18 protein-coding genes are annotated in these 18,644 nt (G+C 68.2%); 9 read left to right on the top strand and 9 right to left on the bottom strand.

Translation table 11 applies throughout. From position 1 onward, the window contains the following. The coding region (locus ACW4E8_RS22840) for a zinc ribbon domain-containing protein (protein ID WP_456806636.1) at nt 1–114 on the top strand (114 nt) is incomplete at its 5' end. 68 nt (nt 115–182) lie between these two features. Here the strand turns inward: ACW4E8_RS22840 and ACW4E8_RS22835 are convergent. Next, a complete protein-coding gene (locus ACW4E8_RS22835) occupies nt 183–1,637 on the bottom strand; it encodes a M81 family metallopeptidase (protein WP_456806631.1) in 1,455 nt (484 codons plus the stop codon). Nucleotides 1,638–1,689: 52 nt separating this feature from the next. Then, nucleotides 1,690–2,856: an NAD(P)/FAD-dependent oxidoreductase gene (locus ACW4E8_RS22830; RefSeq protein ID WP_456806630.1), complete on the bottom strand. Its 1,167-nt coding sequence runs from the start codon at nt 2,854–2,856 to the stop codon at nt 1,690–1,692. 185 nt (nt 2,857–3,041) lie between these two features. Here ACW4E8_RS22830 and ACW4E8_RS22825 point away from each other — a divergent pair, with 185 nt between their 5' ends. Beyond that, nucleotides 3,042–3,779 carry a helix-turn-helix domain-containing protein gene (locus ACW4E8_RS22825; RefSeq protein ID WP_456806629.1) on the top strand — a complete coding sequence of 246 codons (738 nt, stop codon included), beginning with the start codon at nt 3,042–3,044 and terminating at the stop codon, nt 3,777–3,779. Between the two features lie 45 nt (nt 3,780–3,824). Further along, nucleotides 3,825–4,004, top strand: coding sequence for a hypothetical protein (locus ACW4E8_RS22820; protein WP_456806628.1), 180 nt, complete (start codon nt 3,825–3,827; stop codon nt 4,002–4,004). Between the two features lie 23 nt (nt 4,005–4,027). On the opposite strand, the gene ACW4E8_RS22815 is transcribed toward ACW4E8_RS22820, so the two are convergent. Together ACW4E8_RS22815 and ACW4E8_RS22810 are read right to left on the bottom strand one after the other, a co-directional pair. Then, the gene (locus ACW4E8_RS22815; protein ID WP_456806627.1) at nt 4,028–5,332 is read right to left on the bottom strand and encodes an MFS transporter; all 1,305 of its coding nucleotides are present in this window, start codon (nt 5,330–5,332) and stop codon (nt 4,028–4,030) included. A gap of 104 nt (nt 5,333–5,436) precedes the next feature. Continuing rightward, nucleotides 5,437–6,030, bottom strand: a complete 594-nt coding sequence (locus tag ACW4E8_RS22810; protein ID WP_456806626.1) for a TetR/AcrR family transcriptional regulator — start codon at nt 6,028–6,030, stop codon at nt 5,437–5,439. A gap of 163 nt (nt 6,031–6,193) precedes the next feature. Between ACW4E8_RS22810 and ACW4E8_RS22805 the strand changes: the two genes are divergently transcribed. From ACW4E8_RS22805 to ACW4E8_RS22785, 5 genes are all read left to right on the top strand, one after another. Beyond that, nucleotides 6,194–6,961, top strand: a complete 768-nt coding sequence (locus ACW4E8_RS22805) for an SDR family NAD(P)-dependent oxidoreductase (RefSeq protein WP_456806625.1) — start codon at nt 6,194–6,196, stop codon at nt 6,959–6,961. 237 nt (nt 6,962–7,198) lie between these two features. After that, the gene (locus ACW4E8_RS22800) at nt 7,199–8,545 is read left to right on the top strand and encodes an MFS transporter (RefSeq protein ID WP_456806624.1); all 1,347 of its coding nucleotides are present in this window, start codon (nt 7,199–7,201) and stop codon (nt 8,543–8,545) included. Between the two features lie 81 nt (nt 8,546–8,626). Then, nucleotides 8,627–9,742, top strand: coding sequence for an NADH:flavin oxidoreductase/NADH oxidase (locus tag ACW4E8_RS22795; protein ID WP_456806623.1), 1,116 nt, complete (start codon nt 8,627–8,629; stop codon nt 9,740–9,742). Between the two features lie 29 nt (nt 9,743–9,771). After that, nucleotides 9,772–10,194: a VOC family protein gene (locus tag ACW4E8_RS22790; protein WP_456806622.1), complete on the top strand. Its 423-nt coding sequence runs from the start codon at nt 9,772–9,774 to the stop codon at nt 10,192–10,194. A gap of 265 nt (nt 10,195–10,459) precedes the next feature. Continuing rightward, the gene (locus ACW4E8_RS22785) at nt 10,460–10,627 is read left to right on the top strand and encodes a hypothetical protein (protein WP_456806621.1); all 168 of its coding nucleotides are present in this window, start codon (nt 10,460–10,462) and stop codon (nt 10,625–10,627) included. A gap of 33 nt (nt 10,628–10,660) precedes the next feature. Here the strand turns inward: ACW4E8_RS22785 and ACW4E8_RS22780 are convergent, their stop codons facing one another. From ACW4E8_RS22780 to ACW4E8_RS22760, 5 genes are all read right to left on the bottom strand, one after another. Then, nucleotides 10,661–12,493: an ATP-binding response regulator gene (locus ACW4E8_RS22780; protein WP_456806620.1), complete on the bottom strand. Its 1,833-nt coding sequence runs from the start codon at nt 12,491–12,493 to the stop codon at nt 10,661–10,663. After that, entirely contained in the window at nt 12,493–13,128 is a 636-nt protein-coding gene (locus ACW4E8_RS22775) for a response regulator (protein WP_456806619.1), read from the bottom strand. The genes ACW4E8_RS22780 and ACW4E8_RS22775 overlap by 1 nt, the downstream gene beginning before the upstream one ends. Before the next feature lie 305 nt (nt 13,129–13,433). Continuing rightward, nucleotides 13,434–15,080: a hypothetical protein gene (locus tag ACW4E8_RS22770; protein WP_456806618.1), complete on the bottom strand. Its 1,647-nt coding sequence runs from the start codon at nt 15,078–15,080 to the stop codon at nt 13,434–13,436. Nucleotides 15,081–15,270: 190 nt separating this feature from the next. Further along, nucleotides 15,271–15,912 carry an AraC family transcriptional regulator gene (locus ACW4E8_RS22765; protein ID WP_456806617.1) on the bottom strand — a complete coding sequence of 214 codons (642 nt, stop codon included), beginning with the start codon at nt 15,910–15,912 and terminating at the stop codon, nt 15,271–15,273. Nucleotides 15,913–16,035: 123 nt separating this feature from the next. Continuing rightward, on the bottom strand, nt 16,036–16,740 hold the full coding sequence (locus ACW4E8_RS22760; protein WP_456806616.1) for a Crp/Fnr family transcriptional regulator: 705 nt from the start codon (nt 16,738–16,740) through the stop codon (nt 16,036–16,038). Between the two features lie 268 nt (nt 16,741–17,008). Here ACW4E8_RS22760 and ACW4E8_RS22755 point away from each other — a divergent pair, with 268 nt between their 5' ends. Beyond that, nucleotides 17,009–18,643, top strand: coding sequence for an acyl-CoA synthetase (locus ACW4E8_RS22755; RefSeq protein ID WP_456806615.1), 1,635 nt, complete (start codon nt 17,009–17,011; stop codon nt 18,641–18,643). Nucleotide 18,644 lies beyond the last annotated feature (1 nt).

The raw sequence follows: 18,644 nt of genomic DNA, 5'->3' as shown, positions 1-18,644 counted from the left end.
CAGTGGGTATGCAGTGAATGCGGTGCTGTTCATGATCGCGATGTGAACGCTGCGCTAAATATCCTTGCCCGATCGGGACATCGATCGCCTGTAGAGGGAATCTCCTCCCTTTAGGGAGGGGAGGATGTCAACTGCAGTCTCCGTTTTCGTTGTTGTTGTGATCGCAGCCAGGCGGCCGGCGCTCAGCCTGCGGCGCTGTCCAGAGGCCACTTGGGCCGTTGGATCTTGCGATAGGGCAGGGTCGTGAGGTCAAGCGTGACGGCACCCGGGGCGCCTGCGTAGATCACGTGCCTTGCCACTTTCGAGAAGGCGGCGTAGAAGTGCTGCGAGGACTTGACCACGATGATCTGCTTGCGCGCCAGGTCACAGCCCAGCTGGGTGAACATGTCCGTGCCCATGGCCTGGTTGCGCAGCGTGATCAGCACGATGTCGATGCCGTTGGCTTCCACCAGCGCGCAGTCGCCCATCGGCACCGGCGCGTCGGACAGCCCGGTCATCACCATGTCGGGCAGCAGAGCCTTGACCGTGCAGTCCAGGTCCAGCGGGTCGCCGGATAGCGGACTGATCTTGCCGCCGATGCGCATCGACAGGCGTGCGCCCACGCCGGCATCGAAGGCGATGCGCACCGCGATCGGGTCCCACACCGGGCCGACCGCCGCATTGCCGATGCCGCGCTCGATCATGCGGCGCAGGAGAAAGGTGGAGTCGCTCGCTGCGCCGCCGCCGGGATTGTCGGCGCCGTCGGCCAGCACCACTGGCCCGCCGTCGAAGGCCAGCGCCTCGTCGAGCGAGGTGTCGATGTCCGGGTAGCGCACCGTGAGCCCATCGCGCATGGCGATCAGTTCGTCGGCCAGTTGCCGTGCCAGCGCATCGGCCCTGGCCTGGTCGCCATCGGCGTAGACCAGCACCTTGGTGCCCATCCCCGGCACATCGCCCCATGAAAATCCATGCGCCACCGAGATCGACAGCACGCCGTCGCGCCCTTCCAGCGACTGGATGCGCTCGATGAAGCCGCGCGCCGGCTCGCGCGAGGTGTGGACCGTGACGATCATCCTGCAATCGACCACTGCCGCCACCGGGCGAACCTTGCCTTCCACCGTGGCCGCGCACAGGTCGACCAGTTCCAGCGCGCGTTCCAGCACGTCGGTATGCGGGTATTCCTTGAAGGCGACCAGCACGTCGGCGTAGGCCGTCATCTCGGGCGTCAGGTGGCAGTGCGGGTCCAGCTCCGCGCCGATCACCACCTCGGGGCCGACGATGGCGCGCACACGCTGCAGCAGGTCGCCCTCGCAGTCGTCATAGCCATCGGCCACCATCGCGCCGTGCAGGCCGAGCAGCACCATGTCCACCGGCAGCGCCGCGCGCAGGTCGGCCAACAGTTCCTCGCGCAGGGTTTCGTAGGCATGGCGGGTGGTGGTGCCGCTGGGCTGCGCGCCGGCCACCATGCCTTCGCACAGCTGCCAGCCGCGCTCCTTGCCGCGTATCCGTGCTGCCCACAGCGGGCCCGAGAAAAACGTCATCTGGTCAGGATGCTGGCCGGCCGCGAAGTAGCCGCGATCCCTGAAGGACGACAGGCCGGTGGGCATCGGCGCAAAGGTGTTGGTTTCGGTAGCGAGGGAGGCACTGAAGACACGCACGATGGTTGGCTCCTGGTCAGTTGGGGACTAGCGGTTTGGGGGAAGGCGCGATTCAGGCCGAAGCGGCCAGGCGGCGCAGGCGCGCCGGCCCAAGCATCTCGGCGCTCAGGCCGAACGACGCGGGAGGCGCCGGCACCGGCAGGCCGCGCGCCAGCGCGGCACAGGTCTCGCCCATGGCCGCCGAGGTCTGGATGCCGTAGCCGCCCTGGCCCGCCACCCAGAAGAAGCCCGGCACGGCGTCGTCGAACCCGCCCACCAGGTCGCCGTCGGCGACGAAGGAGCGCAGCCCGGCCCAGGTGCGCGCAGGACGGCGGATCCTGAGCGAGGTCGCGGTCTCGATGCGGTCGATGGCGAGCGCGATATCGATTTCCTCGGGCTGGACGTCCTGTGGCTCGACCGGGTCGGCATTGGCCGGAGAGCCCAGCAACATGCCGGCATCGGGCTTGATGTACCAGTCCTCGTCGGCGCCGAAGACCATGGGCCAGCCGCTGGTGTCCATCTCCACGGGCGGCGCGAAGACGAAGGCAGAGCGGCGGCGCGGTTCAATCCCCAGCGGCTGCACGCCGGCCAGCCGCGCGATGACGTCGGCCCAGGCGCCGGCGGCGTTGAGTACCACCGGTGCCGCATATACCGCCCCGCCAGCCTCCACGTGCCAGTGGTCCCGCACGCGTGCCATGGCCGTGACTTCGGCATCGCACACCAGCTTGCCGCCGGCCTGGCGCATGCCGCGCAGGTAGCCCTGGTGGATCGCGTCCACATCCATGTCTGCGGCGCCGGGCTCATAAACGCCGCCGGCCAGTTGCTCCGCGCGCAGCGCCGGTACGCGCTCGCACGCTTGCGCGGCACTCAGCAGGCGGGCGTCGGGATCGACGGCGCGCACCACTTCCCAGTGCGCGTCAAGCAAATGCTGTTGCCCGGGGCCGGCGACCATCAGCGCGCCGCGCGGCGTGAGCAGCGGGTGCGAGGCAAAACCCGGCGGCGGATCCTGCAGGAAAGCGCGGCTTGCCATCGTCAGCGCGCGGACCTGCGTGGTGCCGTAGCTTTCCATGAACAACGCCGCCGAGCGGCCGGTCGAGTGGTAGCCAGGCTGGGCTTCGCGTTCGAGCAGGATGACGCGGCCATGGGGCGCGAGCCAGTACGCGACGGAAGCACCGGCAATGCCGCCTCCGATGATGAGATAGTCGGCTGGAATCGGTGAGGCAGCGTGAGTCGGGCGCATGGATCAGGTGGCAGGAGAGCGCCTGCGGGGCGCTCGTGCATTCGGAATGGGAGTGAGTGTAGGCAAGAATTTGCGTATATGCAAATTGCGGATACGCAAATCTTGCGCTAAGGTGGGCGCCAGGGATGAGCCTTGGCGCGGTCTGCTCTGTTAGCATTCCGTCCAACGGAAAAAAGGACGCAGGCTTGAAACCACACACCGCCCAGGGGCGCGGCAGCGGCATCGGGACCGATGACGACGAGTCGCGCACGCTCGACCGCGAAACCTTTGGCAAGCGCCTGCGCTCGGCGCGCAAGGCCTTCGGCTGGACGCTGGCGCACCTCGCCGAACTGTCGGGCGTCTCGATCACCACCATCTCGCGTGCGGAGCGCGGGCAACTGGCGCTGGGCTACGAGAATTTTGCTGCGCTGGGCCAGGCGCTGCAGATGGACATGGGCTCGATGTTCGCGGGTGCCGGCACGAAGACGTCACCGTTCCAGGGGCCGGTCGTGACCCGGGCCGGCGCGGGCGTGATCTACCGGGGATCGTCGCTGACCTATGAATTTCTTGGCGCAGAGGCCGTCGGCAAGCAGATGAGCCCGGTGGTCGGCACCGTGCATGCGCGCCGCATCGAGGGCCCCGCTGACTTCTCGCGCCATCCCGGCGAGGAGTTTGTCTATGTGCTCAGCGGCGAGATCGAAATACACTTCGACAACGGCGAGAAGCTGCACCTGGCGCGGGGCGACGCGCTGTATTTCGATGCCCGCATGGGCCACGCCTACATCAGCGTAAGCCGGCAGCTCGCCCGGATCGTGGGCGTGACCACCAGCGAAAGCAACTTCATGAAGTCGGCCCAGGCGGCGAAGCCGGAAGCGGTGCCAAAACGGACCGCAGGGCGCTCGCAGGGGAAAGCCGCCGCGACCAGGGGCAAGGGCAAAGGCTGAAGGGGCCGGAACCCGCGCTTTTCCGCTTGGACCAGCAGCTTCACCGTGGACGCCAATGTCAACGGGCAGTGGCAGGTGGTCGCCAGCGGCACCGACATCGGGCAAAACCGCTTCCTGTCGCTGCCCGGCCCGGTAGTGGCCTCGGCGCTGCGCATCAATGTCGTGTCGCGCGACCAGCGGCCGCCGAGCCTGTATTCGTTCGTGGCTTACGCGAAGGGAGGTTGAGGCTGGCACCGAGGCAGCGCAGGCTACGCCCGCGCTGCCTCGGTTGCCGCCGCCGCGCGTGTCCGGCTGACCATCAGCGCCAGCAACGCCGCGACCATACAGGCCGCACCGGCCGCATACAGCGCCGGCGTATAGGTCAGCAGCAGCGTACGGCTCATCCCCGCGCCGAACGCCGCCACGGCCGCGCCGATCTGGTGGGCCGCGAAAATCCAGCCGAACACCATCGGTGCGCGCTCGCGCCCGAAAGCGGTTGCCGCCAGCTTGACCGTGGGCGGCACCGTGGCGATCCAGTCCAGGCCATAGAACATCGCAAAGATCGACAGGCCGTACAGCGTGAAGGTCGAATGCGGCAGCCAGAACAACGACAGGCCACGCAGCGCGTAGTACCAGAACAGCAGCTTGCGGCTGTCGTAGCGGTCCGACAGCCAGCCCGACAGGATGGTGCCGACGAAATCGAACGCACCCATCATCGCCAGCGCCGAGGCGGCCGGCACCGGGCCCATGCCGAAGTCGCCGCACAGCGCGATGAAATGGGTCTGGATCAGCCCGTTGGTGCTCAGGCCGCAGATGAAGAAGGTGCCGGCCAGTACCCAGAAGGTCTGGGTACGGGCGGCATCGCGCAGCACCAGGAACGGCCCGCGCAGCGTGAACGGCGTGACGGGTTGTGCGGCGGGCGGCGTGGCTGGATGGGCCGGGACTTCGCCGAACGCCGCCAGGCCGACATCGGCGGGGCGGTTGCGCATCAGCCCGAATACCAGCAGCGCCAGCGCCGCGCAGGCAGCCAGTACCGGCAGCACGGCCACGCGCCAGCCCATATGCTCGATCAGCCAGGCGGCCACCGGCAGGAAGGCCAGTTGCCCCGTCGCCGCGCTGGCCGTCAGGATGCCGATCACCAGCCCGCGCCGCGCGCTGAACCAGCGGTTGGCGACCACGGCCGCCAGTACCAGCGCAGTCAGCCCGGAGCCAACGCCCAGCATCACGCCCCAGGCGACAAAGAGCTGCCACAACTCGGTCGACACGGTGGCCAGCGCCATGCCGCCGGCAATTAGCGCCAGCGCGGCGCAGACCACGTTGCGCACCCCGAAGCGATCCATCAGCAGCGCCGAGAACGGCGCCATCAGTCCGAACAGCGCAAAGCGGAAGGCCAGGATCGATGAGATCTGGTCGGTGTTCCAGCCCATCTCCGTGGTCAGCGGCTTTAGGAAGGCACCGGGCAGGCCAAGCGCGGCCGAGGTGGTGAGCATCACCAGGAAGGTCAGGGCGGCGACCAGCCACGCGTAGTGGATGCCGCGCCGGTCGAGCCGGCTGGAAAGGGCTTGCGCGAACATGGGGGTCTCGTTGTCAGGGTCTGGGAGGCGTTGGCAAAGGGCACGGCGAAGCCATCCCCGCCGCGTCTGGCGGCGGGGTGTTTCAGGCTGGGGGAAAACGGGGTTTAGGCGGTGCTGCTCAGCAATTGGCTCCGCACGGCGTTCAGCATCTCGTCGGAGAGCGGATCGCCGTCGGTGGCACGCGCCAGCGTGAGGGAGCCGACCAGCAGCGCCATGCGCACCAGCGCTTCGTCGTGGCGCACCTGCGGGTCATCGGATTCAACGGTCTGCGCCATGTTGTCCACCATCCCGCGCAAGCCTTCCACGTAGGCGTGGCGCACGGGCTTGCCGGCGGGCTCACGGGCCACGTCCACGGCCAGCGCCGACGCGGCACAGCCCATGCCCGGGTTGGCGCAATGCGCGGCGGTCAGGTACGGCTCCACCAGGTTGGCCAGCATGGCCTTGCGGTCGCCGTCGGCGCGGGCCAGGCGGCGTTCCCAGCGGGCGTTCGATTCTTCAAACGCGCGCTTGCAGGCCTGCGCGGCCAGCGCGTCCTTGGAGGCGAAGTGGCCATAGAAGCCACCATGGGTCAGGCCCGCGTCGGCCATCAACTCGGCCACGCTGACGCCATTCAGGCCGCGTTCGCGGAACAGGCGCGACGACGCCTGTTCGATCGCCTCGCGGTTCTTGTCGGTTTGTTCGCGTGATGCGCGTGCCATCTGAAGACCTCTTCGAGATTTCTACCTTGACCGGAGTTTAGATGATGGCCATACTTTATTCAATAGATGACAAGCATCATCTATGTGCAGTCTCCCTTTCGCCGCATTTGTGCCGATGTGCTGTCCAGGCGCCGGCTCCCAATCCTCACAGGAGTGATCAGTCATGCAGAATCTATTCGACCTTGGCGGCCGCGTTGCCGTCATTACCGGCTCCACGCGCGGCATGGGCCTGGAAATGGCGCGCGCGCTTGGCGCGGCCGGCGCCGCCGTGGTGGTGTCCGGGCGCGATGCAGGCGCGGCGCGCAATGCCGCCAGTCAGCTGGAGGCCGAGGGCATCCGCGCCACCGGCATCGCCTGCGATATCGCCGACGTTGACAGCGTGCGCGCCTTCGCGGAGCAGGCGCTGGCCGCGTACGGGCGCGTCGATGCACTGGTGCTCAATGCCGCCGCGAGCGGCCAGCCCGGGTCGATGCTGAGCCAGGGACCCGAGGTGTTCGATGCTGCCATGGCGGGCAATGTGCGCGGCAACCTGGTGCTGGTGAACGCCCTGGCGCCGCAGATGATCGATCGCCGTGACGGATCCATCATCTTCATGTCGAGCATTGCCGCCAAGCGTGGCTCTGCCTTCCTGGGGATGTACAGCGTGACAAAGGCCGCCATCGACCAGGCGGTACGCAGCCTGGCGCTGGAGCTGGGGCCGTCCGGCATCAACGTCAACGCGATCAATCCCGGCCCGGTGCGCACGGAGTTCTCGCGCGAGGCGCTGTGGGGCGATCCGGAGCGCGAGGCGCGGCTGGCTGCCGGCGTGCCGATGCGGCGCATCGGCGAGGCCAGTGATGTCGCGGGGCTTGCCGTCCTGCTGGCGGCACCGTCCGGGCGCTTTATCAACGGGCAGAGCATCGGCGTGGATGGCGGGCTGTCGGTGCAGTAACCCCGGGGAGCGTGGCACCGGCCAGTGCTCAGTGTCATTGGCCGGGCAGGGGGGCGACAATGTACATACATATGAACGCGTCTTCAGCACGTTGAAGGGTTTTCCCGTATCGTCTTGCCTGATGATCGCCATGCCAGCGTGCAGCCCCTGCACCCACTGATCCCGGCATGGCGGCAACCGGTAAAGACAGTGTCCAGCACAGCCCCCCTCCAGCCCGCCTCCACCGCGGACGCCGCCATGACTTCGCGCGAGCGCCGCGGCATGGCAGCCATCCTCATCGCCGTTGCCCTTGCCACCCTGGATACCGCGATCGCCAATACGGCGCTGCCGTCGATCGCGGCAGACCTGCGCGCCACGCCCGCGGCCTCGGTGTGGGTAATCAATGCCTACCAGCTGGCGATGGTGTCGACGCTGTTGCCGTTCGCGGCGCTGGGCGGCGTGGTGGGCCACCGGCGCATCTACCTTGGCGGCGTGGTGCTGTTCACCGCCGCCTCCGTGGTGTGCGCGCTGGCATGGTCGCTGCCGACACTGGCGGCGGCGCGGGTGCTGCAGGGCATCGGCGCGGCGGCCATCATGAGCGTCAACACGGCGCTGATCAGCGCGATCTTCCCCACGCACCGGCTCGGGCGCGGGCTGGGGCTCAATGCGCTGGTGGTGGGCGTGTCGTTCGCGGTGGGCCCCACCGTGGCCTCGGTGATCCTCTCGTTCGGCACGTGGCCGTGGCTGTTCGCCGTCAACCTGCCGATCGGCCTGCTGGCGCTGGCGATCGGACGCGGCTCGCTGCCGCAGACGCCGCGCAGCACGCACGGCTTCGACCGCGTCGCGGCGGGGCTCAGCGTGGTTGCCTTTGCCGCGCTGGTCCTCGCGCTGGGCGAGGGCGCACAGCGCGCGCCGCTGCATCTGTCGCTGGCCGCGGCGGGCATCTTCGTGGTGACGTTCGGCCTGCTGCTGTGGCGCGAGCGCGGCCATCCGGCACCGATGCTGCCGGTGGACCTGTTCCGGCGGCCCATGTTCGCGCTGTCGACGCTGACCGCGGTGTGCTCGTTCGCCGCGCAGGGCCTGGCCTTCGTCTCGCTGCCGTTTTACTTCCAGCACGTGCTCGGGCGCGGGCAGGTCGAGACCGGCTTCCTGCTGACCCCGTGGTCCGTCGTGGTGGCGCTGATCGGTCCGCTTGCCGGGCGCCTGTCTGACCGCTATCCGCCGGCCGTGCTCGGCGGCGTAGGGCTGGCGGTGCTCAGCGTCGGCATGCTGTCGCTGGCCATGCTGCCGGCCGACCCCAGCGCGCTCGATATCGGCATCCGCATGTGCATCTGCGGCGCGGGTTTCGGCTTCTTCCAGTCCCCCAACCTCAAGGCGTTGATGACGAGCGCCCCGCGCGAGCGCAGCGGCGGCGCCAGCGGCGTGGTGGCCACGGCGCGGCTGCTGGGGCAGGCCACCGGTGCGGCGCTGGTGGCGCTGTGCTTTGGCATCGCCGGCGACCACGGGCCGGGGTTGGCCCTGGCGCTGGGCGCGGGCTTCGCCGGGCTGGCCGCGATCGCAAGCTGGCTGCGGCTGGCAGCGCGCGATCCGTTGGCGGCGGCGTAGCGGCGTGGCCGGGCCGGCAGCAATTCCGGCGCCGGCCTAGAATCGATACTTCCTGTCCGATCCCAGCAAGGAGCAGCACGCATGAGCCTTCTGTTCGAACCGCTCGCCATCGGCGATCTCACCCTCGCCAACCGCATCATCATTGCCCCGATGTGCCAGTATTCCGCGCAGGACGGCAATGCGGGCGACTGGCACATGATCCACCTCGGTTCGCTCGCGCTGTCCGGCGCCGGCATGCTGATCGTGGAGGCCACGGCAGTCTCGCCCGAAGGGCGCATCACACCGCAGGACCTGGGCCTGTACTCGGACGAAAACGAGGCGGCGCTTGGCCGCGTGATCAAGGCGATGCGCGCGCATTCGCCGATCGCCATCGCGATCCAGCTGGGGCACGCCGGCCGCAAGGCGTCGAGCCAGGCGCCGTGGGATGGCGGGCAGCAGATCGCGCCGGATGCGCCCGGTGGGTGGCATGCCGTGGCGCCCTCTGCGGTACCGCATGGCGCGGAAGAAGTCCCGCCTGTCGCGCTGGACCGTGCCGGCATGGACAAGGTGCGCGATGACTTTGTCGCGGCGGCAAGGCGTGCGGCACGGCTGGGGCTGGATGGGATCGAGATCCATGCCGCGCACGGCTACCTGCTGCATCAGTTCCTGTCGCCGCTGGCCAACCATCGTGACGACGAATACGGCGGCAGCCTGGAGAACCGCATGCGGTTCCCGATCGAGGTGTTCGACGCGGTGCGTGAGGTGTTCCCGGCGGAGCGTCCGGTGTGGATGCGTATTTCCGCAACCGACTGGGTGCCGGGCGGATGGGATATCGAAGGAACGGTGGCTTTGTCGAAGGCCCTCAAGGCACGCGGTTGCGCGGCAATCCACGTGACCACCGGCGGGGTGTCGCCGCAGCAGGCAATCAAGCTCGGGCCCGGCTACCAGGTGCCCTACGCACAGCGCGTGAAGGCCGAGGTTGGCCTGCCGACCATTGCGGTGGGTCTGATCACGGAGCCGGAGCAGGCCGAGGCCATCATCGCCAACCATGAAGCCGACGCCGTGTCGCTGGCCCGTGCCATGCTGTATGACCCGCGCTGGCCCTGGCATGCGGCCGCGCGGCTGGGCGCAAGCGTGCAGGCGCCGAAGCAATACTGGCGGTCGCAGCCGCGCGAACTGAAGGACTTGTTCGCCGATGCGGCTTTCGGGCAGCGCTAGGCTGCCGGTCGACACAGGAGATATCCGCCATGAAACCCCGGATTACGCTGATCACGCTGGGTGTCGATGACCTGCAGCGTGCGGTGCGCTTTTATCGCGACTGCCTGGGCCTGCCCACCGCCGGCATCGTCGGCGAGCAGTTCGAGCACGGCGCGGTGGCCTTCTTCGACTTGCAGGCCGGGTTGAAGCTGGCAGTCTGGCCGCGCACCAGCCTTGCGCATGACACCGGACTGCCGGTGACGCCGCGCGCGCAGACGGATTTCTCGCTGGCGCACAACGTCGGCGACAAGGCGGAAGTGGATGCGGTGATGGCCCAGGCGCTGGCCGCAGGCGCCAGCGTGGTCAAGCCGGCGCAGGACACGTTCTGGGGCGGGTACGCTGGCTATTTCCAGGATCCCGACGGGCATCTGTGGGAAATCGCCTGGAACCCGGAGATGCTGCCCGCGGATTAAGACCGGCCGGTGCGCGCCGTTGCGTGCGCACGGATTCCTTGTATCAAGACATTGCTTTGCGGCGCTGCATCATGACTGGTGCGGTGCCGCAAAGGGATTTCCATGATTGCCACGCTCCGTCGAAGTGGTGACTATCATTTCAACAGACAGCCATAGCATGCTGGCGACGGAGCGCCCCCCACGCATTCCCGCAAGACCCCCGCATCACGCCCCGTCGGCAGCCCACCGAAGTAAAGCAATAAGAACAATGGCAAGGGAGACATCCATGCAAGTCTATGACAGCCTGCTGTATGTGACTGCGATGGTGCTGGTGTGTTTGTATGTGTATCTGGGCGTGCTGACCCGCAGCACCGCGATCCGGCTGGGTTCCCCGGCGATCGTTGCGGGGCTGGTGCTCGCCTATTCGCTGTCCCCGCTGCACTCGGGCGGCTGACGCCGCCGGCCCCCGGCTGAGCGGGGGTGCTGCTTACTTTGCCACGGCCGCCGCCTGACGGTCGTGCTCGCCTTCGCCCTGCGTGGGCGAGTCGCGCAGCAGCGTATCGATCGCTGCCTGCAATTCCTGCGGTACCACCGGCTTGTGCAGCAGCGCGGTGCCGGACGCGTGCGCGGTGCGCAGCCGGTCTGCCGCCGTATCCCCTGTGATGATGATTGCCGGCACGTGTCGGCCCAGCCGCTGGCGGATCGCGTCCAGTGCTTCCTGGCCGGTGCGGTGGCCGCGCAGGCGGTAGTCCGCCAGGATCAGCGCCGGGGTGAAGGATGACAGCAGCGCGAGCGCTTCTTCCTCGGATTCGGCCGTGCGGCACTCACATTGCCACGCCGCCAGCAGTTCGGACATGGCGGTGCGGATGGCGTCGTCGTCGTCGATCACCAGCACGCGCAGCCCGTCCAGGCCGTGCGGCGCCGGCGGGCGTGGCGCTTCTTCCGGCGTGCCCCATGCCAGCGGCATGCCGAAGCGGAACACCGAGCCGCACCCGGGCCGTGAGCCCAGCGTCACGCGCGTGCGCATGGTGCGTGCCAGGCCGTCGACAATGGCCAGGCCCAGGCCCAGCCCCTTGCGCTGGTCGCGCTCCGGATTGCCCAGCTGGTGGAATTCCCGAAAGATGTCCCGGTGCTGCGCGGCGGGTATGCCGATGCCGGTGTCCCAGACCTCGACCACGGCGTGCAGCCGGCGCATGCGGCAGGCCACCAGCACGCCGCCTTGCCGGGTATAGCGGATGGCATTGGCGATCAGGTTGCGCAGCACCAGCTCGACCAGCGTGGGGTCGCCGTAGAGCATGGCGGTGGTATCGCGCGTGCGGTACACCAGCCCGCGCGCGTCGGCCTGTGGCGCGAACTCGTTTTCCAGCTTGTGCAGCAGCGGCTGCAGGCGGAAGGCGCGCGCCCGGGGCGTGATCACGCCTGCCTCCAGCTTGGAGAAATCCAGCAGCGAGTTCAGCATCTCGCGCGCCGCGCCGGACGAGGCTTCAATATGCGCCACCAGCTGGCGCTGGCGTTCATCCAGCCCGGTGCGCCCGAGCGATACCAGGAACAGTCCCATTGCATGCAGCGGCTGGCGCAGGTCATGGCTGGCGGAGGCCAGGAACACCGACTTGGCCCGGCTGGCTTCTTCGGCCGCATGCTGTGCGGCCTCGGCGCGCGCGGTCTGCTCGCGCAGCTGCGAGATCAGCTCCACGTTCTCGAAGCGCAGCGCAATCGCATGCCGCGCCACGCGCGCGTAGTTGCGCGCAAAGACCAGCAGCATGCACAGGTACAGCGGCGTGCCGAGGAACATCGGCAGGTATTCGATATCGCCGGTGGCAAGGAATGCGATCCAGACCGGCACGATCGCCGGGAGGAAGAAACCGATCGCCACCGGCAGGCAGGCCGAGAACACGGCCAGCGCCGCCGCGCTCATGCCGGCGATCAGCGACAACACGCAGATCACCACCGCTGGCTGGCGCACGTCCAGGTACAGCCATGCCACCAGGCCCCACAGCGCGCCGATCAGCGTCAGCATCGCGGTCATGCCGCGCGCATAGCGCCCCGCGCCGGCTTCGGACAGCCGTCCCGGCAGCCGCAGCCGGCCGAAATACGCAATCGCGCAGGCCAGGGCCATCGCGCACGCCCAGGGCAGGGCGCCGGGCCGGTTGCCGGTCAGGGTCAGGCCCGTCGCCAGGATAAAGGCCGCCAGCGAGCAGCCCAGCATGGCACTGCTGAAGCTCTGGTCGATCAGGGTCATCTGCGCGGCCAGTAGCCGCGGCTCGTCGTAGCGGGGCAGCCACGGAAGCCGGATGCGTGACGATGCAGCAAGGTCCGCCATCACCGCGCCGCCTGCACCAGGCCGCGGCGCTGGGCTTCAAGGATGGCTTCCACGCGGCTGACCACCCCAAGATGATTGAGGATGGCCGCGACATGGACGCGCACGGTGTTTTCGGACAGGCCCATATGGTAGGCAATGACCTTGTTCGAGCGGCCGAGCGTGAGCTGGTGCAGCACCTCCAGCTGGCGCGGCGTCAGCGCGCTGGCGGCGTAGGGCGCCGGGGGCGGTTGGATGCCGGCATCGGCATCGCCGGAAAAATGGGTGCCGCCTGCCAGGCAACAGGCGATCGCTTCCTCGATCTCGCGGGCATCGGCGGACTTGGGCAGGAAGCCCGCGATTTCGCGCCGCACCTCGGCCGGGATGATCTCCAGGCTCGATGTGCCTGACACGATCAGGATGCGCGCGGCGGGGAAATGCCGGCGCAGCACCTTGACGCCTTCGATGCCGTTCAGTCCCGGCATCTGGATATCGAGCAGCAGGATATCGACTGCCGCGCCGCCATGGTCCTGCACCGCCTGCATGACCGAGCCGGCCTCGATGATATGCGCCACGCTGGGGCTGTCGGCCAGCACCAGGCGCAGGCCGGTGCGGAACAAGGTATGGTCGTCGATCAGCAGCAGTCGGGCGCGGGACATTGGCGAGGGGCGGGCAGCGGGCGAAAGCCATTGGACAAGAATCCCGGGCGCTTGTCCATGCACAAGATGCGTGAGTGCGACTAGTCCGGAAAGATTATTTGCCGCGCGGCGTGGCGATGCGAAGATTCTAGCCGTGGGCAGTTCCGCGACGTGCCTACACCACTTTTCGTTACCCACTACCACCCGGCTGTGGGTATTTTTTTGCTTGCGGTCGGAGCGGGAAAGAAAAAAGCCGGCGCCGCAGGACGGCACCGGCTTGAATCGTTGTCCGGACGTAGCTGTCCGGATTACGACTTGCAGCGGAGTTACGGACGGTTGACCGAGATGCTGAAGAAGCGGCGAGCCGTATTCACGCCGATCGCCACATTCAGGCCCGTGCTGCCAATCGACATGCCAATGGTTTCGCTACCACCGCTGTTGTTGGGGGTCGGGGCGCGGTAGCGCAGGCCGTCGAGCGGGGTGTTCACCTTCCAGGTGTCCACCCGTCCGTCGTCGCGCTCGCGCGTGTACGTGTTTGCCTGGGCATCCACCGCGGTGAACTTGACTGTGGAGGCCGTCGTCGTGCTGATGCCATCGGCCGTAGCGGAGTTGCTGTCCACCGGGAGAATGTTCGTGTCCCAGAACGAATTGGTCGCGCCCACGGTAGGCAGCGCACGGGCGATCCGCTTGGTGGCCATCGTGAATCCGTCACCGTGGGTGAAGACGATGACCAGTTGCCCGTCGGTGCCCTTGAACGCATAGGCCCGCTCCGTACCACCGCCCTGGTCGGTGACGTTCAGGCCGCCATCGGGATTGAGCGTGATGGTGGGAAACTCATCCGGCAGCCATGCCGCGCACGAATCCAGGCCCGAGCAGTCTGCGCCGGCGGTCACCTTGCCCGCGGCATCCAGGCTGAACTTCACGCGCGTCGCTGCGAACGGCATCGAGCCGTCGCGCTCATAGCCAAAACCATTCCAGTCGCCGGCCAGGTCGGCCAGGGTCAGTGCCTGGGCCGGAATCAGCAGGGCAGGCAGACGGTTGACCGTGCCAGCCGGAGGCAGCACCACGCTCAGGCCCGACTTGGATACCAGCACGGTGTCGGTGCCTGCGCCACTGGGCACCGTGAAGCGGCAGGCCTCCGATGCGTCGGCGGTGAGGGCGGTTACGTCAGTGCCCAGCTTGAACTGCAGCGTGGCGGCGTCCATTTCGCCGGTTTCGCCACTCGGCGTGCCCAGTTCGACGACATGGTACTTTCCGGTCTTCAACCCGGCGCAGCTGGCCGCTGCCGGTTGCAGTGCGGTCTGGACCGCCGCCGCGCCGGCATTGGAAGCGACTGCCGAAGAAAGCTCGGCCAGCGTTGTCTTGGACGCCTCCAGGCGATCGCCCAGCTGGTCCAGCAACTGGTCCTGTGCATTGCCGGCGTTGGCGCCGTTGGCGGCCACTAGCGGGTCCTTGACCGGGTCGACGCTGGAAAGGTCGACCACACCCGTCAGCACCAGGCGCACCGCGCCGACGGCGCTGCTTACGTTGTCGGAGGTGAGCCTGGCTTGCGCGTTTGCATCAAACTGCTCGAAGAAGGCGTCGGTATTGCCCTGTGCCAGCGAAGCGGTGACCAGTTCGGTCAGCGGCGTGATGTTGGCCGTCGCGGTGGTGCCGGTGCCGGCTTCGACCACGGAATGCAGCGTGGTGCCGTCAGGCGCCTTGACGCTGAGCACGCAGGGGCGCGTCGCGCCTTCGATGCTGATGGTGAAGCTGCCGTCCGCCGCGGTGGTGGCGGTGCCGCTGCCCGATGCGCACTTGGCTTGCACGGGGGCATTGCCCAGTGCGGCGCCAACTGCGGCCGTGCCGCTGATCTTGGTCGCGGCAGGCGCCGCCGTGGTGGTGGTCGGCGCGGTCGAACCGCCATCGCCGCCTCCGCATGCAGACAGGACCGCCGTCGCCAGACCCGTCAAGAACAGTTGTTTTGTTTTCATCCCGTTTCGCCCTGTATGGTTTTTGTTCTGGTGGAGTCCTGCGGTGGTCGATATCCGGCTCATGCAGGCCCCGCCCACAGGGTGGTTGACCCGCCCCGCGAGGCGAGTCTGCGGGATAGGGGGGATGCGGCCAACCCGTGTTCAGGCGATTGACAAATTGTCGGGAGTGTGTGACGCGGAGGCCGCTGCGTCAGGCAGCTGTCGGCACAAGGCCGGGCCAGGTGGGGGCAGGCACTGTGGTGCGGCTGCCTGCCCGGCAATCTTCCACCAGGCGCGCCGCATCGATGCCGAACCAGTTCTGCCAGCTGCGCGCCAGCGCGCTGCCGGAGCGCAGGCCGGCATGCGCCGCCAGTGCGTCCAGCGAAGACACCGGGCCGGCGGCGGCCAGCGCGTGCAGGGCATGGGCGGCGCGTTGCTCGCGCAGCAGCGGGTGCAGCGCCTCGCCTTCGGCGAAGAGCCGGGCGCGCACCTGGCGTGCCGGCACCTGCCATTGCGCGGCCAGGCGCTCGACATTCCAGTCGGTATCGGGGCGGGAAAAGACCAGGCCGGCAAAGCGGCGCGACCAGGGCCTGTCGCCGGGCTTGCCGGCCAGGCGGGGACATTCACTGTCCGGGACGGCGGTCAGGACGATGGCGCAGGGGTGCTGCCACGTGCCGGGCAAGTCGCAGTCGAAGTGGGCAAAGGCGTGGACCACGAACGGGTCGCCGGGCCGCACCTCGCGCCGCGCATTGGCGTCGCGCAGGCTGGCCGTGCCGTGCAGGGCTTGTACGTGCACGGCAAAGGGGAAGCGCAGGCGGGCAAAGCGGACGTGGTGACGGCTGACAAGCGGCATGCGGAAGACAACCCGGAAGCTGAGCGGAGGGGGGCGGCCGGTAACTGTCGCAGGATTCCACGGGCCGCGCAAGGCCGCGGACATCGTCGGTTTGATCGTTCACGGCGCCCGGTGGCGGCGGCGTTACAGCTCGGACAACCCGAAGTGGCGCAGCCGGGGCAGGTCGGTCACGCGGATGCTCTGGTAGGACAGGTGGACCATGCCGGCATCGGCCAGCCGGCGCAGCGCCTGGTTGACCCGCTGGCGCGACAGCCCGGTCAGCAGGCCGATCTCTTCCTGCGACAGCTCCAGCACGGGGCTGGTGCGCGGATACAGGTCCGGGTGGAACAGTTGCGCGATGGCCTGCGCCACGCGCGCATCGGCGCCCAGCAGGCGGTCGTTCTGCACGGTGGCGATGAACTGGCCCATGCGCTCGTTGAGTTGGCGCACGACAAAGCTGGCGAACGGCAGGCTCTGCGCCAGCAGCATGTTGAACACCGGCTCTGGCACCAGCAGCACCTGCGAGTCGCGGATCGCGATCACGTCATAGCGGCGGTCTTCGCGCTTGATCACGCTGCCTTCGCCGCACCAGCCACCTGCGGGCACGCCGGAGAAGGTGCAGCCGCGTCCGTCGGGGGTGTACACCGCCAGCTTGATCAGGCCGCTGTCCACGCCGATCCAGTGGCGCGACGGCTCGCCGCGCCGGGCGATTAAGGTGCCCGCGGCAAAGGACTGCAGCAGCGTTTCGCGCGCGGCCAGCGCCTGGTGTTCCGGCGCCAGTGCGCCGAACCATGCATGGCCGGCAAGGACTACGGCAGGGGCGGAAATCGGGTCTGCGGGTTCGCTCATGGCATGGACACGCGGGTCGGGCCGGGTCCCTGTAAGAATCGTGTAAGCCTTGCCTGGCGCGGGTTTGCGGCAGGTTTGTCGTCTGGGCGACAGTGCGCCAGCGTGTGCGATGATAGCCTTGTGCCAGAAAAAGTGACAGCGCCGGATGGCGCGGACAATGGTCACCTCGCCCCGGACATCGCTGCACCCCTGCAGCGCATTGACAGCATCACGCGGCCTGTTGCGCGGCCACGCCGCCAACGCCGCCAGATACGCGGAGACACAAGTAATGCCCACCGATTTCGACAGCGGCCTGGCCCGCAACACGGCCAACTTCGTGCCGCTTACGCCCATCGACTTCCTGGTCCGCGCCGCCGAGGTGTACGGCGAGCGCCTGGCCATCGTGCACGGCCCGCTGCGCCAGAACTGGCGCGACACCTACGCGCGCGCACGCCGCCTGGCCAGCGCGCTGGCGCGGGCCGGCATCGGCAAGGGCGATACCGTGGCCGCGCTGCTGCCCAATACGCCGGCCATGGTGGAGGCGCATTTCGGTGTGCCGATGGCGGGTGCCGTGCTCAATGCGCTGAATATCCGCCTCGACGCCGCCAACCTGGTCTTCATGCTGCGCCATGGCGAGGCGCGTGTGCTGCTGGCCGATACCGAGTTTGCCGACCTGGCGCGCCAGATGGCGCTGGAGATCCCCGGCCTGAAGGTCATTGCCGTGCATGACGTGCTGGGCCCGCAACAGGCGCCATTCGGCGACACCGATTACGAAGCGTTCCTCGCCTCGGGCGACCCGGACTACGCGTGGCACATGCCGGCCGACGAGTGGGAAGCCATCGCGCTGAACTACACCTCGGGCACCACCGGCGACCCCAAGGGCGTGGTCTACCACCACCGCGGCGCGGCCATCAATGCCGTGTCCAATATCCTTGAGTGGGATTTGCCCAAGCACCCGGTCTACCTGTGGACGCTGCCGATGTTCCACTGCAATGGCTGGTGCTTCCCGTGGACCGTGGCGGCGCGCGCGGGCGTCAACGTGTGCCTGCGCAAGTTCGAGCCCAGGCTGGTGTTCGACCTGATGCGCGAAGAGGGCGTGACGCACTACTGCGCTGCGCCGATCGTGCATACCGCGCTGGTCAATGCGCCCGCCGCGTGGCGCGAGGGCGTGCGCGGTCCGGTGCGCGGCATGGTGGCCGGCGCACCGCCGCCGGCCGCGGTGCTGGCGCAGATGGAGGCGATGGGGTTCGAGCTGACCCATGTCTATGGCCTGACCGAGGTCTACGGCCCGGCCGCCGTCTGCGCCGAGCAGGATGACTGGAGCACGCTGTCCGAGCAGGACCGCGCGGTCAGGAAGGCGCGCCAGGGCGTGCGCTATCACCTGCAGTCGCAGGTGGCGGTGCTCGATCCCGATTCAATGCAGCCCGTGCCGGCCGATGGCGAGACCATTGGCGAGATCATGTTCCGCGGCAATATCTGCATGAAGGGCTACCTCAAGAACGAGAAGGCCACGCGCGAGGCCTTTGCCGGCGGCTGGTTCCATACCGGCGACCTGGGCGTGTGCATGCCCGACGGCTATATCAAGATCAAGGACCGCAGCAAGGACATCATTATTTCCGGCGGCGAGAATATCTCCAGCGTGGAGGTGGAGGACGCGCTCTACCGGCATCCCGCGGTGCTGGCTGCCGCGGTGGTGGCGCAGCCCGATGCCAAGTGGGGCGAGACCCCATGCGCGTTTGTCGAACTGAAGGACGGCGCCAGCGTCAGCGCGGAAGAACTGATCGCGCATTGCCGCACGCTGCTGGCGGGCTTCAAGGTGCCCAAAGCGGTCTACTTCGGGCCGCTGCCCAAGACCTCGACCGGCAAGATCCAGAAGTTCGAGCTGCGCCGCAAGGTGAAGTCGGATTCGGCGATCGACGTTTGAT

The organism is Cupriavidus sp. CP313 (assembly GCF_054072015.1).
The sequence above is the reverse complement of the archived record's forward strand: the minus strand, read 5'-3'. Positions and strand labels throughout refer to the sequence as shown.